Origin of the sequence: Labrys sp. KB_33_2, assembly GCF_052114505.1 — a bacterium.
Lineage (GTDB): Bacteria > Pseudomonadota > Alphaproteobacteria > Rhizobiales > Labraceae > Labrys.
The window spans coordinates 204,625-220,500 of sequence record NZ_JBFREW010000010.1; the positions used below are offsets into that span (position 1 = coordinate 204,625).

The 15,876-nt window shown below is 59.2% G+C and carries 8 protein-coding genes; 3 read left to right on the forward strand and 5 right to left on the reverse strand.

The genetic code is table 11. From position 1 onward, the window contains the following. Nucleotides 1–4,566, reverse strand: a complete 4,566-nt coding sequence (locus tag AB4037_RS18795; RefSeq protein ID WP_441772537.1) for a PAS domain S-box protein — start codon at nucleotides 4,564–4,566, stop codon at nucleotides 1–3. Between AB4037_RS18795 and AB4037_RS18800 the strand changes: the two genes are divergently transcribed. Continuing rightward, nucleotides 4,510–5,187: a hypothetical protein gene (locus AB4037_RS18800; RefSeq protein WP_441772538.1), complete on the forward strand. Its 678-nt coding sequence runs from the start codon at nucleotides 4,510–4,512 to the stop codon at nucleotides 5,185–5,187. The two genes, AB4037_RS18795 and AB4037_RS18800, sit on opposite strands and share 57 nt — an antisense overlap. A 168-nt stretch (nucleotides 5,188–5,355) precedes the next feature. Here the strand turns inward: AB4037_RS18800 and AB4037_RS18805 are convergent, their stop codons facing one another. Continuing rightward, a complete protein-coding gene (locus tag AB4037_RS18805) occupies nucleotides 5,356–6,513 on the reverse strand; it encodes a helix-turn-helix domain-containing protein (RefSeq protein ID WP_441772539.1) in 1,158 nt (385 codons plus the stop codon). A 596-nt stretch (nucleotides 6,514–7,109) separates the two neighbouring features. Here AB4037_RS18805 and AB4037_RS18810 point away from each other — a divergent pair. Continuing rightward, nucleotides 7,110–7,901, forward strand: coding sequence for a LuxR C-terminal-related transcriptional regulator (locus AB4037_RS18810; RefSeq protein WP_434955985.1), 792 nt, complete (start codon nucleotides 7,110–7,112; stop codon nucleotides 7,899–7,901). Nucleotides 7,902–8,130: 229 nt separating this feature from the next. After that, a complete protein-coding gene (locus AB4037_RS18815) occupies nucleotides 8,131–10,356 on the forward strand; it encodes an EAL domain-containing protein (RefSeq protein WP_441772540.1) in 2,226 nt (741 codons plus the stop codon). Between the two features lie 375 nt (nucleotides 10,357–10,731). Here the strand turns inward: AB4037_RS18815 and AB4037_RS18820 are convergent, their stop codons facing one another. The 3 genes from AB4037_RS18820 to AB4037_RS18830 form a co-directional block, all read right to left on the reverse strand. After that, nucleotides 10,732–11,544: a LuxR C-terminal-related transcriptional regulator gene (locus tag AB4037_RS18820; RefSeq protein WP_441772541.1), complete on the reverse strand. Its 813-nt coding sequence runs from the start codon at nucleotides 11,542–11,544 to the stop codon at nucleotides 10,732–10,734. A 766-nt stretch (nucleotides 11,545–12,310) separates the two neighbouring features. Continuing rightward, nucleotides 12,311–13,411, reverse strand: a complete 1,101-nt coding sequence (locus tag AB4037_RS18825) for an alpha/beta hydrolase (RefSeq protein WP_441772542.1) — start codon at nucleotides 13,409–13,411, stop codon at nucleotides 12,311–12,313. Nucleotides 13,412–13,419: 8 nt separating this feature from the next. Beyond that, nucleotides 13,420–15,876 carry a condensation domain-containing protein gene (locus AB4037_RS18830; protein ID WP_441772543.1) on the reverse strand — a complete coding sequence of 819 codons (2,457 nt, stop codon included), beginning with the start codon at nucleotides 15,874–15,876 and terminating at the stop codon, nucleotides 13,420–13,422.

Sequence of the window (15,876 nt, forward strand, 5' to 3'; positions counted from 1 at the left end):
TCACTCTGGAGATCTTTCAAACACCCGTTGATCCAAATCGGCGTTCAACTGCTGCAATAGGGTTGTTGCTTCGGCCAGCTCAAGTTCCTCGAAATGGCTCAGGATCGCTCTTGCTCTTTCGACTTCGACAGTTCCGGAGAGCTCGGCGATGATCTGATCCAATATGGCATAAGCGGCATAGTCGCCGCTTTGCAACAGGGGTTCGGTTGCCGCGATGAGTTCCAGAACCTTATGCAGATCGTCGCGTCCCGTCTCTCCCCTCTGCTCCACGGATATTACGGCAGGACGGTCGAGCTGACTAAGCAGCATTGCCAAGCCGTCACGAAACGGGGGTAAGAGAACCTGGAGTTCGTCGAGGTCACCGCGACGGGAAATCTCCTCGATGTCGGCTGCGGCCGCACATAAATCATGAGCGTCCAGATAAGAGGCCGCGCCTCTGACGGCGTGGGCGAGCGCCGCGATGGCTCCGGCGTCCCGCCGCGACATGTATTGATCAAGCTGTGCGGGTGCTTGTCTGAAGTCGCGAACGAAACCCTGAAGGAGGCGTTGCAACCGCTCACGGCTACCACCGAGACGTTTCTGGGCTGCGGATAGATCCACACCACTCAACCCAGCGAAAACGTCCTCTATATCGCCCCCCTCCGCAATCCTGGTCGGCGTCCCCTCGTCAACCCCTTGCGCTATGGATGCGGGTGAGAGCAATTCCATCAACGTCTGATACAGGGCGATCTCATCGATCGGCTTGGTCAAATGCGCGTTCATGCCCGCCGCAAGGCTGGCCTCGCGATCCTTGGTAAGGGCCTGTGCCGTCAGCGCAATCAGGGGCAGCGACGCCCAGCGCTCTTGCGCGCGTATCCTGCGCGTCGCGGTCAGGCCGTCCATCTCCGGCATGTGGACATCCATCAAGACGGCGTCGTAGGTGGCTGTTTCCAGCTTGGCCAGGGCATCGCTGCCATTCACTGCCGTGTCCACCTGCATACCTGCCAACTGCAGGAAATCGCCAACGACTTCCCGATTTAAAGCATTGTCATCAACCACCAGAATGTGCCGGCCGGAGAGTGTTGCCAAGATCTCGTCCTGGGCCTGGGGGAGCGCGATCTCGGGCGTTCCCCCGCTCGTTGCGGCAGAGGCCGTGCTTGCCGCGTCATGAAAGACCCCGACGATGGTGTTGAACATCACCGACACGGTGACTGGCTTGATGAGCACGCCATGCAGACCGAGCTGCTCCGCACGCCGGAGCACTTCCTCGCGGCCGTAGGCCGTCACCATCAGCACGGCCGGCGTGCTCTTCAGCTTCGCATCCGTTCTGATCCGCCCAGCGGTTTCCAGGCCGTCCATTCCGGGCATGCGCCAGTCCATCAGAACGACTTCGAAGGGCCGCTCCTGCTCGCAGGCCTGATTCAGTGCCACCAGCGCAGCCTTGCCGGAACCGACGGCATGGCTCTCCATACCGAAATCCCGCACCATCCCCGCCAATGTCTCACGCGCGCTGGCATTGTCATCGACGATCAGGACCCTTTTTCCCTTCAACTCCCCGCTGCGCAGAGCTCCATCATGCGAAGCGGAGCGCTGGGGTGACCTGAGTTCGACGGTGAAATAGAAGGTGCTGCCCTTGCCCAGCGTGCTCGAAACCCAGATCTGCCCATTCATGCCCTCGACGAGTCGTTTGCAGATGGCCAGACCGAGGCCTGTGCCGCCATATTTGCGCGAGACATGCTTCTCGGCCTGGGCGAAGGCTTGGAACAGGCCGGCGACCTGATCGGCATCGAGGCCGATCCCCGTATCCTGCACGGCGAACTGCAGCCGGACGGCATTGGAAACTCCGACCTGCTTGGCGTCGACCGACACCACGATCTCGCCCTTATGGGTGAACTTGACGGCATTATTCACCAGATTGATCAGCACCTGTCCGAGGCGGAGCGAGTCGCCGACAAGGCGCGAGGGCACATGCGGCGCCACGGCATAGATGATCTCGATACCCTTCTCCTCGGCCTTCATGGCCGTCACGGCGGAGACCGATTCCAGGACCGCCTCCAGCCTGAATTCGCTTTCCTCCATTTCCAGCTTGCCGGCCTCGATCTTGGAATAGTCGAGAATGTCATTGAGGATGGAGGTCAGCGTCTGTGCCGATGCACTGATCTTGTCGAGATAATTGCGCTGCCTGGGATTTCGCTCCGCCTGAAGCGCCAGCCGGGTCATGCCGAGTACCGTGTTCATCGGCGTGCGGATCTCATGACTCATCACGGCCAGGAATTCGCCCTTGGCTGCTTGCGCGGCTTCCGCGGCCTTGCGCGCCTGGATCAGGGCCTGGGCCGTACGCCTTTCCTCGGTGACGTCCTGGTTGATGCCCAGGGCGCGCAAGACCGACCCATTCTCGGCACGAAAAACTTCGGCCTGACCTCGAATGTGCCGGATAGCGCCATCAGGATGCACAATTCTGAATTCGCTTTCGAATGTCCCCGTCTTGCCGATGGCTTCCTGCCATTGCTTCAGCACGCGGTCGACGTCGTCGGGATGAAGCAAGGAAAGCCAGCGCTCGAGGCTGCCGTCGAAAGCATCGTGCTCCAACCCGTAGAGGGCATACATCTGCTCGTCCCAGATATATTTCTGCTCCCGAGCATTCATGTCCCATATGCCGACGCCACCGACTTTGATCGCAAGCTCCATGCGCTCCTTGAGGGCGACGATGAGATCCTCCGCCTGTTTGCGGGCGGTGATGTCCTGCATGACACCATCCCAGATCACCGTCCCATCGCCCTGATAGCGGGGAGCGGAGCGGCAATGGAGCCAGAGAATGCGGCCATCGCGCATGCGGGATCTGAACTGGCAATCGAATACGCTGCCACGCGAGAGCGAATCTTCGAGCATCGCGTTGTAGCCGGGCAAATCGTCTTCATGGATCGTCTGAATGAAGGCCTCTCGCCGTTCCATGATCTCGCTGGCTGGTACGCCGGTCAGAGCCAGGATGCCGGCACTCACATAGGGCAACGACAATTTGCCGTCCGGCGTCTGCACCAGGCGATAGACAGCGCCATGGGGCAGGTTGTCGACAAGCGAGCTGAGTTGGGCTTCCAGTTCCTTGTTCTCGGTGATGTCACGCATGAGCCAGATTGCGTGATCTCCGACTTGGGCTGCAGCCACTTCGGTGAGGCGTAACGCCCCGTCCCTGCGAAAGAAACTATGCTGTCCAGTGCGATAGGTCCTATCCACCTGAGCGCCGGACGAACCCGAGGTGAGAGCGTCAAACAGATCGCCGCCAAAATGCCTGGACCATGCATCGGGCTTCGACAACTCCTCCCGCCCGTAGCCGGTGAGTTCCTCGGCTGCCCGGTTGACCAGGATGCCATCGTCCGTCACGAAAACCGCACCAATCGGCAGGTTTTCCATCATTTCGGACAACCACCGAACGCGCGCCGACAATTCCATTTCGATCTGCTTGCGCGCGGTGATGTCAGTATGGGTTCCGATGACGCGCAGGGGCGAACCATCCTCATCGCGCTCGATGGCTTTACCGCGATCGAGAATCATGCGCCAGGATCCGTCCTTGGCCCGCATGCGCAGCTCAATGACGAAATCCGGAGCCTCGCCGCGTATATGCCGTTCCACCGCCTCCCAACCCGCCTGCAGGTCGTCCGGATGGATGCGATCGACGAACTCTTGGAGTGTCGGCCCAATCTCGTTCTCGGCATGCCCCAGCATCGCCTTCCACTGCCGGGAGTAGAAGACATGCCCGGTGCGCAGGTCCCAGTCCCACAATCCATCGCCCGCGCCATTGAGCGCAAATTCCCAACGCGCCTCGCTGTGACGCAAGGCTGCCTCCGTGGCGCGGATCTCCGTCACGTCGCGTGAAACGCCGATCAGGCCGATCACGTCGCCATTTTCATCGCGCCTTGGAACCTTGGTGACGAAGAAATAGCGCCTGGTGCCATTGACGATGAAGGTCTCCTCCATGGTCACGGCTTTGCCGCCCGCCATGATCTCCCGATCCGCCCGCAGGATTCGGGCCGCATTTTCCGGATCGACCACTGCCGTTAGATCCCGATCCAGAATCTCGGGCGCGGGCCGGCCCAGGAACCGGGCCGTCGCCTGATTGAGCATTACGAAGCGGCCGTCGAGGTCCTTCAGAAAAATGGCATCCGTGGTGCCATCGAAAACCGTCTGCAGCAAATTGGTGGTCTTGCGCAGTTCGGCCGTGCGCTCGGCGACCCTGATCTCGAGCCCGGCGTTGAGCCGGCGAATGGCATTCTCGGCCTCCACGCGCTCGCTGATGTTGCGCACGGTCGCAAAGAACGTCTTCCTGGCCTGATAGAGATGACAGGAGAGGCGGACCTCGACCGGAAAGATCGAGCCATCCTTGCGGCGATGCTTGGCGTAGAGCGTCTTCGTAACGCCGGGTTCGGCCGCCGCCCACACCTGCTTGGCCCATTCCAGGTCAAAATCCTCGACGATGTCGGGCACCGACATCTGCAGGAGTTCTTCCCTTGTGAAACCGGTGCTGAGGGTCACGTGATGGTTGACGTCCAGGAATCTGCCCTGATCGTCATGGACGAAGAAATCGTCGGCCACATGTTCCAGGAGCAAGCTGAAACGATTGTCTCCAAGTCGCTTTTCGGTTTCGATCCGTTTGCCGTCGCGCTGCACGTCGCTGCCACTCAGGAACAGCAGCCTCACATCATGCTCGATCTCGTTCCGAAAACGGATGACCAAGCTCTGGTAGGCAGGCGAGAACTCGGCCCCACCCTCCTTTTGAACCATCAGCACGCCGAAGATTTCACCCTTCGATCCATAGATCGGCGTCCCGAGGAGGACCTGCCCCGCCGCGGTGTCGATAGTGATGCCTGCTTGCCGATCTCCCTCGCCGGAGATGCTGAGCGCTTGTTTGCCGGCATCGCGTATAACCGCCTCGCTGAAGTGCTGCAGGGTGGTCTGGCCTGGCATTGGGCCGGGACGATAGGCATTGACCGCCCCTTGGCTGACGACGACGATCTCACCGTCTTGGCCGGCTCCTCGCGTGACAAGTGCGACTGCATTCTCCAAAAGCCCTGCCAAGGTATCGGCCGCAGCGGCCCATCCATCGAGCACAGCGGCGGGAATGACGGGCTTGATGTTGCCCGCGCCATCCTCTTGCTGACCGCCACTTCGCACATTCGAAGACATGCCTGCTTCCCTCTGAAACGCACGGCGTAGAGAAAGCTGCCCATCATGCGGGAACGGTATCATTGCCAAGCGATCATGACACCGTGCCATCGTCACCTAGAGCAAAGCGCGTTCAAGCCTGAACGCGCTTTGCTCTAGCTTCTTGTCTGGAAAGGGCCCTTGCGATTCTAGGCCACTCCTTCAAATCGCAAAAACACTTTAGCTTCCCAAAGCTCTGAGCCAGCGCTCGAACGAGGGCAGGCCATCCGCATCCTGAGCGCTGTCTTTCACCAGACGGCTCGGCGCGGGGGCGCTGCGCGCCTGCCGTGGACTGTAGCCGAACTCCCGGCTGAAAGCGCGGCTGAAATCGGCCGCCGATGCGAAGCCGAAACTCTCGGCAATATCGGCGATCAAGCGGCGGTCCGACGGATCGCTGAGCGCGGCGTGAGCGGCGAGCAGCCGTTGTTTCTGGATGTAGTGAACCACACCGCCGCTCGGCTCGAACAACTGGTAGAGATGAGTCCGCGATATGCCGAGTTCCCGGCATAACAGGTCGGGCGTAATGGCGGTTGTTTGTAGATTATTGCGGATGAAGCGCCGGGCACGTTCCATGGGCGCCACCGTTCCGTGCTTGCTGGCCGCCACCACCCGCTCTTCGGTGGACGCCACACAGGCCAGGACCATATCCCTGGTGGCATTGACCACACCGGGTAGATCATCCTTGCTGAACTCGCTCAGCCGTGCCTCCACGGTGTCGACGTGGCTGACCAGCAGGCCGGCAAGGTTACGCGACAGAATCCGATTGTTGTCGGCATCGAGAATCGCAGTCGAATCGGCAAAGAGATCGCGCGGCAAATAAAGCGTCAGGCTCTGCGATTCGAGCATTCTGCCGCGGAAAGCGTGGCCGAGAGAGCGGATCTCGACCGTTCCCGGCTGGCTCTCGACGACACGTCCGCCAACCTCTGTCCATGCCTTTCCCTCGCGCCTGAGAATGACCACCCAATGATCGATGAGACTGGAGCGAAGCTTAGCGGCGGAACGATGATAACTGTGGGCAGACGCCTTCTGCTGCACGACCAGCATGCCGCCGAGATTCCACGCGATCTGACGCGCTGCAAATCCTTGCTCCGCCGTCACGCCATCGGGAAGCGTCAGATCGGCAAGCGGCGCATTGAGCGCTTGCCAGGCTTCGAACTGCTCGCGCGGCGGGAATGTTTCTGTCGAAAAAACCAGAGGCGCCAGAGCTGGAGGTGGAGGTGGATTGTCGTTTTGCTGAGAACCGGATTGTCGCGACCAACGGCGGCGCTCCTTGCCAGGGCGCTGGGCCGGGGCACCGGAGACCGGCTTCTGATCGTTGCGGGACGCGCCATCGTCCATTCTGTTTTCCTCGCTTTCGCGGCAGGCTCACGCAAATCGGGAGCTCATATATCTTGCCGACGGCACCTCGAGGTGGCGACCGCACCTGTTATTATGAACAACAAAGGAAATCTTCAAAAGAGACTTTTCAACGCGTCCAGCCCCTCCTCCTTTACCTTATGCACAAGTGGATTGCCGATTCCTGCCTGTTGCGCAAACCAACGTATCGCACGGTAAGGTTGCGCCATGCCCAAGGGGATATTTCATAAAATCATACCGTTCAACGGATATATCGTAGAGGTTATTACCAATTATACAGAGGCATATCTCCGTCGCAAATTCCGCCCTTCGCCGCCGTCCCCTCACGCGTGCGTACTCAGGCAGTAACAATATATACGGCAAAAGAGCTCAAATCCCCGCCCCTGGCACAGCTCCCGCGAGGGCAAGGCGTATGAGGCCATACGCCCTTGGAGACATTTTGCTACCACGTCCGGACCAGATTGCCTCGGAATTTGTACTCATTGCTATGTCTGCGGACTCCAAGCTAACGACCAAATCATCGATCTCGCATAACTTGCCCCTTAGTCAGCATAGTACCAACACGTTGCGGATTGATCATGAACATCGCCTTCCCAGACGCTTCCACCATCCTCGACAGGCGGCGGCCCTTGCAGTACCAGCGCGACAGACGGGCCTTCGACGAGGCCAGCGATGAGGCCTCGCCCATCCGCAAGGACAAGGACAGCGTGGCAGAAAAAGCCACGATCAGCATCATCAACGACAACACCTTCACGCGTGACTGCCTGAGCCGTTGCCTTGGTGACGCTGTCAGCGAGTTCGAAATCCGCGCTTATGAAAGCATCCGGGAATGGCAGGATGCGGCAACGAAGTCCGCCATGCCAATCATTCTCCTGTGCGCAACCGGGCGCCAAGCGACCGAAACCGCCCTCCACCAGGGTTTGGATGCCATTCTGCAGACGACGGCCGACGCGAGGGTCATCGTAATCTCCGACGTCGAGGACCCTGCCGGCATGGTCGCCGCGCTGGAGCGCGGCGCCAAGGGTTATGTGCCGATGAGCCTGGATCTCGACGTGACCATCGGTGCCGTCAATCTGGTGAATGTCGGCGGCACGTTCATTCCTGCCAGCAGCCTGCTTTCCGTGCGCGGCGCCAGTTCGCCTGCTGCCGAAGTCAAGCCGCAGAGGCGCGCTTCCGCCTTGCTGACTGAACGGCAGTTGACCGTGCTTGAAAATCTTCGCAAGGGTGATCCGAACAAGGTCATCGCTCACAAGCTCAACATGAGCGAATGCACCGTGAAGGTCCACGTGCGGAACATGATGAAGAAGATTCAGGCTCGCAACAGAACCGAACTCGTCTGCATGACCAGCGAGCTTTTTCAGTCACAATAGCGCACCAAAAGGCTGTTGAAACCAAATGACCACCGGTGCGAGAAGTATCGAATAGCCTGACAAACGTTGCTCCGACCTCGGATTCTGATGCGTCCAATGTCGCCCCCGATGAAATCTTAACAAGACCACTGGAGTGCTGTAGCATCGTTGGCGATCTCAATTGCGATGTCTGCTTCGCCGAGGCGCGCCAATGATCGTCAGGCACGACAAGGATACATTGGAAAGAAGCATGCCACTTACGCGTGACAGAGGCATTCAGCTCCTCGGCCGTTCGGTTCAGGAGAGCGACAAGGCAGTTGCGGTCCTCAACGCCCGGCGCGAAATAGTCTGGATCAACCCCAGCTTCACCAAGATGCTCGGATATCAGTCCGAGGACGTGATCGGTCGCCCGCTCGTTTCGGTGCTCATCAGCAAGGCCACCCCTTCGGCGGCCCGCCTCAGCCTCGAGCGTCTCGTCAACGCCAAGCGCGGCGGCCTGGAAGAGATCAATGGCCGCGACAAATTCGGCAATGAAATCACGCTGCTGATCTATACCGATCATATTCGTGACATTGACGAGAACGTCACTGAGACGATTGTCACCATCCATAGCAATACCCCTGCGCGAATGATTCAGACGCTCCAGAACAATGTGCTGGAGGAGTTGGTATCCGGCGCCTCGCTGGAGAGCGTATCGGAATTCATCTGCAAGAAGGCCGAGTTCATCACGCGAGACGTCATCTCGACGATTCTGAGGGTAGACCACAACGGCCTCCTCCACCCCCTCGCCGCCCCAAGCCTGCCGCAATATTATTCGGACGCTCTGGATGGGATCGCGATCGGTCCCAGCGTCGGCTCCTGCGGGACGGCAGCCTATTTCGGTGAGCCTGTGCTCGTCGACGATATCGAGACCAATCCGCTTTGGACACCTTACAAGGGGCTGGCCTTGCCGCTGGGTCTGCGGGCCTGCTGGTCCGTCCCCATCAAGCTGCGGGATGGCCGGGTTGCCGGCACCTTCGCCTTCTATTTCCGCGAAAAACGCGGCCCCAGCTATCTGCATGAGGAAATCGTCACAGCCTGCGTTCATCTGTGCGCTCTGGCGATCGAGCAGCACGAGGCCAAGGAGCATATTAACCGGCTTGCCTATTTCGATATGCTGACCGGCCTGCCCAATCGCCGCCAGATTTATCAAAAGGCCGGCCAGGCGATCGTGGAAGCCAGTGAGAAGCAAGGCACGATGGCGCTGCTGCGCCTCGACGTCAAACGCTTCAAGGACATCAACGATACATTCGGCCATTCCACAGCCGATCAGATCCTCGGCCAGGTCGCCACCCGCTTGCAGAACCAGCTTCGACCCATCGACATTGTCGGGCGCTTCGGCGGCGATGTCTTCGTGATCATGCTGCCGGAGGCCGACAGTGCCTATGCCAGCATGGTTGCCAGAAAGCTGGTGGACGCCGTCGCCAAACCTTTTGCGATCGCGGATCTGTTGCTGCCGATCTCGATCAGCATCGGCATCAGCCTTTATCCAGATAATGGCACCGATGTCGAAACCCTGTTGAAACGGGCCGATTCCGCCGCCTGTAAAGCCAAGGCAGCCGGACAGGAAGCCGTTTGCCTGTATGAACATGAGGTTGTCGACGGCGCGCAGGAGCGGGTGATCTTGGGCGCAGCCCTGCGTGAAGCCGTCTCGCAGGGGCAGTTGCGATTGCTCTATCAGCCGCAAGTCAACCTCGCGGATGGTACCCTGCACGGTGTCGAGGCCCTCATCCGTTGGGCTCATCCCGTTTTGGGCGATATTTCCACCAGCCGCTTCATCATGATCGCCGAGCAGATCGGCCTGATCGATGAAATCGGCATCTGGGCGCTCAGCGAGGCCTGCCGCCAGATGGCCGTCTGGCGAGCGGCTGGCAAGCACATTCCGGCGATTTCAGTGAATCTTTCACCCCTGCATTTCCGTAACCGCAATCTGCCCGATGTCGTGGCTCATCTGCTGCGCCAATACGACATTCCCAAGCACACCTTGATGCTGGAGATCACCGAAGGCGTGATGATGGACGATCATCCGACCACCTTAGCCACCATCGCCGCCATCCAGGCTCTCGGCGTCGGACTGTCCATGGATGATTTCGGCACCGGTTATTCGAGCTTGAGCCGCCTGACTCATGTTCCTTTCTCGGAGCTGAAGATCGATCGCAGCTTCATCGAGGGGATGGTAACCGACCCCAGCGCGCTTGCCGTGGTGACGGCAATCAACAGCATCGGTCAGAGCCTCAACATCGCGGTCGTCGCGGAAGGCGTTGAAACCGAAACGCAGCAACAAATGCTGCGGGAACTGGGCTGCGAGATCGTGCAGGGATATCTGCTGAGCCGCCCCTTGAATGCAGCCGATCTCGAACTTTGGCTACGGGAGAGGCAAGATGGTAACCGCTCGCCTGCTTCTCGAAAGATGAAGGCAGAGATTTTGACTGCCTGACCCATCTCCGCTCCGGGAGGTGGAATTTCAAGTCGACGAAAAGCCAGCAGCGCACTCAGGCATCCAGATAGGATCGCCGCCCCCCGGTCATGTGCAACTTCCGCCCCCAATCATCGCGAGAGCGTTTTGCGATTTGACGAAGTCACTTAGAAGCGCAAAGACGCGTCGAAACAAGGACTTAGAGCAAACAAGCGTTCCGCCATGAAAGCGTTTTGCTCCAGAGCACCGGACCCGATGTTGGAATCGGGCTTGGCGCCGTAGGGCCCCGTGCTCATAGTTCCATTACAACCGGCAACCTGCCCGCTAAAACAAAACCGCCCCAATACCAGGTGGTATCGGAGCGGTGGATCGGCGTTTGCGGTTAGGTGTAGCGTCTCAGAACAGCTCATTGGTCAGGAAAGCGATCTCGGTGCGGTTCCGCGCCTTGATCTTGCGCATAATGTTACGGACATGCACCTTGACGGTGCATTCGCCCATATTGAGCTTGTAGGCGATGAGCTTGTTCGACTCGCCCTGGCGCAAGCGGTCGATCACCTCGAGCTGCCTCTGCGTAAAGACAGTCTGCCGGGACCTGCCGTTGGTTTCACCTTCCTCGATCGCCTGGGCGCCTTGAGAACGCGACGAAAGCAGGCCACTGGCCGGCACAAAAGTGCCGCCGGCACGCACTAGGCGAATAGCGGCAATCGCGACGTCGAGATTGGAGCTCATGGCGATGTAGCCTCTTGCCCCCCGTTCCAAAGCTGCAACGATCTCCGCCGGCTCCTCATTATCGGAGACGAGGATAACCCTCGCGTCCGGCGCCGCCTGGATAACAAGATCCAAATCGCGTCGTATCGCGGTTTCCGTCGCCTTCCGCCCTGTCGCACACAAAAGCACGATAGGCATCGTCGTAGTCGGCCCAGCGGCCTCCCAATCGGCGATACGCGAATAGCCCTCCGCAACGAAATTTCCTTCACTCGCAGCAAGACAACGCATCAGGCAGCTACGCGAAAGAGCATTCTCATCGACGATAACGATCCGTGTCTGCAAATCCTGGTCGAGCTTGCCAGAAGTGGAGTCATCTTGAGGACTGTCATCCATGCGGCGCTCCCGCTTAAGCTCAACGACAGAGGAAGATGACTTCAGCGGCAGCACTGAACCTACCGCAAATGGCATCAAAGCTTGGCTACTCGCGGAATAATCAGTCACAGTCTCAATCTCCAAACAAGTCGTCCGACAAATACCACACGCGTGCTTGGGACAGCAGCTCCGTGGCAGTCAAAATTCTGGCAACCAACACGCTCAATTCCGAGCATTTTTATTCTATGCTTGGGTTATAATAACCATATACCGCATCTAAATGCAGCAACAGCCAAGCATAATTTATCAAGCTACTTTATTACTACGTATCAGCCTCTTTGTAAACTCCATAAGAATATGAAGTAGCACATGGAGTTTTGTATGATGCGTTACGTTAGACCCCAGCCCCCGTGACACCGACGTGATACTTTTAGGCGGTCAATCGGTCCAAAGTACGGCGCCGACGTATTAGCTCGCTTTATGCCGTTGGGGAAGCACTGTGTTACCTATCGAACGGATGAAGCTGCACGCATCGGTCACAAAAGATTCTTACTTATCCGAGGCATATGAACTCGTACCGGAACAACCTGAAGTTACAGGCCAGTCTCACCAATTCTCGAGAAACACCCTTTCATTTCAACAGTTTAGAAAGAACATCGCATGAAAGCGCTGCGACAGCTTCCCTTCTTTGCTCGTTTAATTGCACACATTGGCCGGAGATCTTTGGAAGAAGCTTGCCTTCCATCCCAGCCGTCGGCGAGCTTGACATCGACAAAGAAGATGCTCTCGGATCGGAACATGTCGCTTCGTGGCGATTTCGTGACTTCCGAACACTGATGGCGAATCACGTTCGCGCGTCGATCGTGAACCCTGCAACCCGCGGCGAAGCTCTCTCTCATTGAGTCGCCTCCATCGAAGGCGACTTGGCGAATACCACCCTGACGCCATCATCGGGCGAAGCGATGAGCTTACTGAGATCGGAACTTCCGCCAGCAACATATCGGTCGAGAAAAGCGCCGGCATAGATGTTCACCGCCTCGATCGTGCGTCTGCTGCTTGGCAACAGGGAGGCCATCCGCGCCAGGAGCGATCGTTGGGAGATATCAACGAAGCTCTGATGCCGGCTCCCGACCATGACTAGGAAATATCCGCCATATCGGTCCATATTGACCAGAACCTGCTTGTAATCTCCTTCCGTCAATCTGGACGTCAGGCGATGTACTGTGTCGTTCGAATTGAGGTCGGCCGTCGTCGGCAGCTCGCTATCGTCGCTGATCTCAAGAAATGGGCGTTTCAAGCCAAGCCTGCCGACATCTCCGAACAACCAGCCATCGAGGTTGACGGCAGCCTTGAAACGCGGGTCCTGCCTGCTGGTTTCGGCGGCAACCGCACCACCAAATGAATAACCCACGATTCCGACCCGCTCGAAATCGAGCCTCTTCAGCACTGAGGCAACATCGCGATCGTCAGCGCAGGGAACGGCTGCCCGTAGGAGATCGAAGACAGCGATATTGTCCTTGGCAAACTCGCCTGCCTTGAGGTCGACGGCCGCCCGGGTACGCGCGAACGCCGCCTCGCCCGAGAAGTCGACGAACTCCCTGTAGGCATCGGGACCTTTCTGATCGATTCCGATCACCACATAGCCGCGCTGAACCAGGGCATCGATCTGGTTCATATGGCCTTCGACGCTGCCGCCCCATCCGGCATTGAAGAATATGACGGGCGACCGAGCCAAGGCGCCGATGCCATCCGCCTGCTTGGTATACCAGGCCTTGACCGCAAGGCGCCCAGCGACATCGCGAGGCAGCGTGGCCGAATTGTCACCGCACAGCCCTGATAGCGGCACAGCCGTAACTGCAACCTCGGGATCTCCAGCCCGCGCCAGGCCGGCGACACCGAGACCCGCCCCCAGCAATGCCGCTCCCAGGCAAAGCACCCCCACGAGCCCCTTTTTTTTGCTCGACCACATCGGCGATCGGATCTGAGAGGCTGACATGAAGATCCTCAATGGCCGGATTGCTGTTTAAGTGTTGCCCTGATGACGTCACCGATCATCCTGGAGGCATTACGGCGGATGAGTTCCTCATGGGTCGCGGCCACTGAAACCATAGTGACGCCCTTCGAGGTAAGGGCGCTCCAGCCCATGGTTCTGTCGAGAAAGTAGCCGAGCGGCATGTTCTCGTTGTGGAAGGTGAGGATTGGCATGGGCAAGGGCCTGCCGTCTTCATTCCGACCAGCTTCGGACACCCAATGACCTATCCGCGCATCCTCGTCCGGTCCCCCTCCGAACGACGTGCGGCCGAATACAGCCTGCAGGAAGAGGCGGATGCGCCTGAGGGCATGTCGGCGCTGTTCCGCGCCGCCGAGAAGACAGCGGGCATAATAGAGCCCCGATTGGATTTGATAGGAGAATCGTCCCAGCCTCCCCTTCAGCCGTGACTGACGCTTCGAGTAACCGGGAGCCCAGGCATCGAGCGTCACGAACAGCTCGATTGCGTGTCCCCTCTCGATAAGACGGCGTGCGATCGCGACATTGAGCCGGGCCGCAGCACAAAAGCCGAGCAGGATGTAGGGCCCGTTCGGGCGCTCTTCCTCGATGATGCGCACGCAGTGCTCCACCATCTCCGCCTGGCTGATTTCCGCCTCTCCCTCGACGAAGGTCGGCAACGGGACCGAAATGAAGGGCTGTTCCTGCCCTAAATGATTGACCAACTCCTGAAAGATGAAGGTGTCGTGCAAGGCGAAGATGGGTGTGCTCGCGCCGTGCGGCTGCATGACCACCGCGGCCTTCGCCTCGGGGGCCACCGGTCCGCCCAGGAGTTTTGCCAACTCGCCGATAGTAGGATGGCTCTGCAGATCGTCAAAGGAAATGCGCTTGCCGAAGACTTTCTCAAGGCGTGAGAGCATCCGGAACGCCGAGAGAGAATGCCCACCGAGCGCGAAGAAATTGTCCTTCACGCTCAGGATCGGCACCTTGAGGATATTGACCCAGATCTCCGCAAGCTCGGCCTCCACCCGAACACGACTGTCGAGGGCCTCGGATGCACGCACGGATGGGGACTGCTGCGCAGGTGCGGGAAGCGGTGCGTGGCTGCCGACCTCACCGACCGGTCGATCCAGATCGGCAACGAAGCCGCCAAGCAAGTCCTGCAGCTGCGCCAGATATCCTTCCACCGTCGCCTTGTTGTAGAGCGAGGTGTCGTATTCGCAGGATATGCGCCAGCCGTCGGGACGCTCGACGAAGAAAAAGTTCAGGTCGTAGAGCGCCCCCGGCGAGACGGACGGCATGTCGATCAGGCTGAGCTCCGGGCGTTCATCGGTGGAGATGAACGAGCGCTGGCAGATCAGATTGACGGAGAACAGCGGATTGCGGCCGGGCTCGCGCACGGGCTTGGCGATAGCGATAATGTCCTCGATCGGCATACGCTGATTGAGCAACGCCCCCTCGATGACGTCATGCATTTGGGCAAGCAATTGCCGGAAGCTCGGATTGCCTGTGATCCTGGCGCGCAACGGCACGGTATTGATGAAGGGACCGACGATGTCGTTGAGTTCGACGCGATCCCGCCCGGCGATCTGCGTACCGACCGTAATATCCTCACATCCGCTGCGGCGATGCAGGAGACACATCAGCGCCGCGGCTCCGACCATGAAGAAGGTGCAGCCTTCCGCCGTGGCCAGCGCCGACACAGTATCAGTCAACGTACGGGGCAACTGACGCCCCAGGATGAAGGCCGGCGCGGTGCCAGTCCCCTCAAGCACCTTGTCTGCAGGAAGATCGAAGCGCTTGAACCCGGCCAATTGCGAAGTCCAGTAAACCCGTTCGTTCTTCAGCGCGTCCGCCTTCATCCATTCGCTCTGCCACACCGCAAAGTCGGCATATTGCAAAGGAAGGTCGGCCAGTTTCGGCGTCCGGGCGCGCAGCCGGGCCTGGTAGAATTCCATCATGTCACGCGCGATGATCCCCATCGACCAACCGTCGCTGGCGATGTGGTGAACAGTGACCAGGACGATGTGCTCTTCGGCCTCGACTTTGAGCAGGGTCGCGCGGAGATTGGGCACCTGCGTCAGGTCGAAAGGCTTGCGAGCCTCGATCTGGCTGATGCGGTCCCTTTCCTCATGGCGCCCCGCTTCCGGCAGCAATGTCAGGTCGATGACCGGGAGCTGGATCGGCGCCGCGGGATGAACGAGTTGCTCGGGCTCGCCATCGACGTCGCGATAGCTGGTGCGCAGGATCTCGTGACGGTCGATCACCGCGTTCAGCGCTTGCTGGAGCACACCGGCATCGAGCCGACCGCGCAGGCGCCACCGCACCGCAACGTTCAGCGCGGGGTCTTCCGGCGTGATCCGGTCCAGGATCCAGAAGCGGGCCTGGGCCAATGAACAGGGAAAGGCATAAAGGTCCGTATCGGCTTCTTGCGAGCCGATGCCGACATCGTTGTCTGTTTCAGAGCCAGCCAT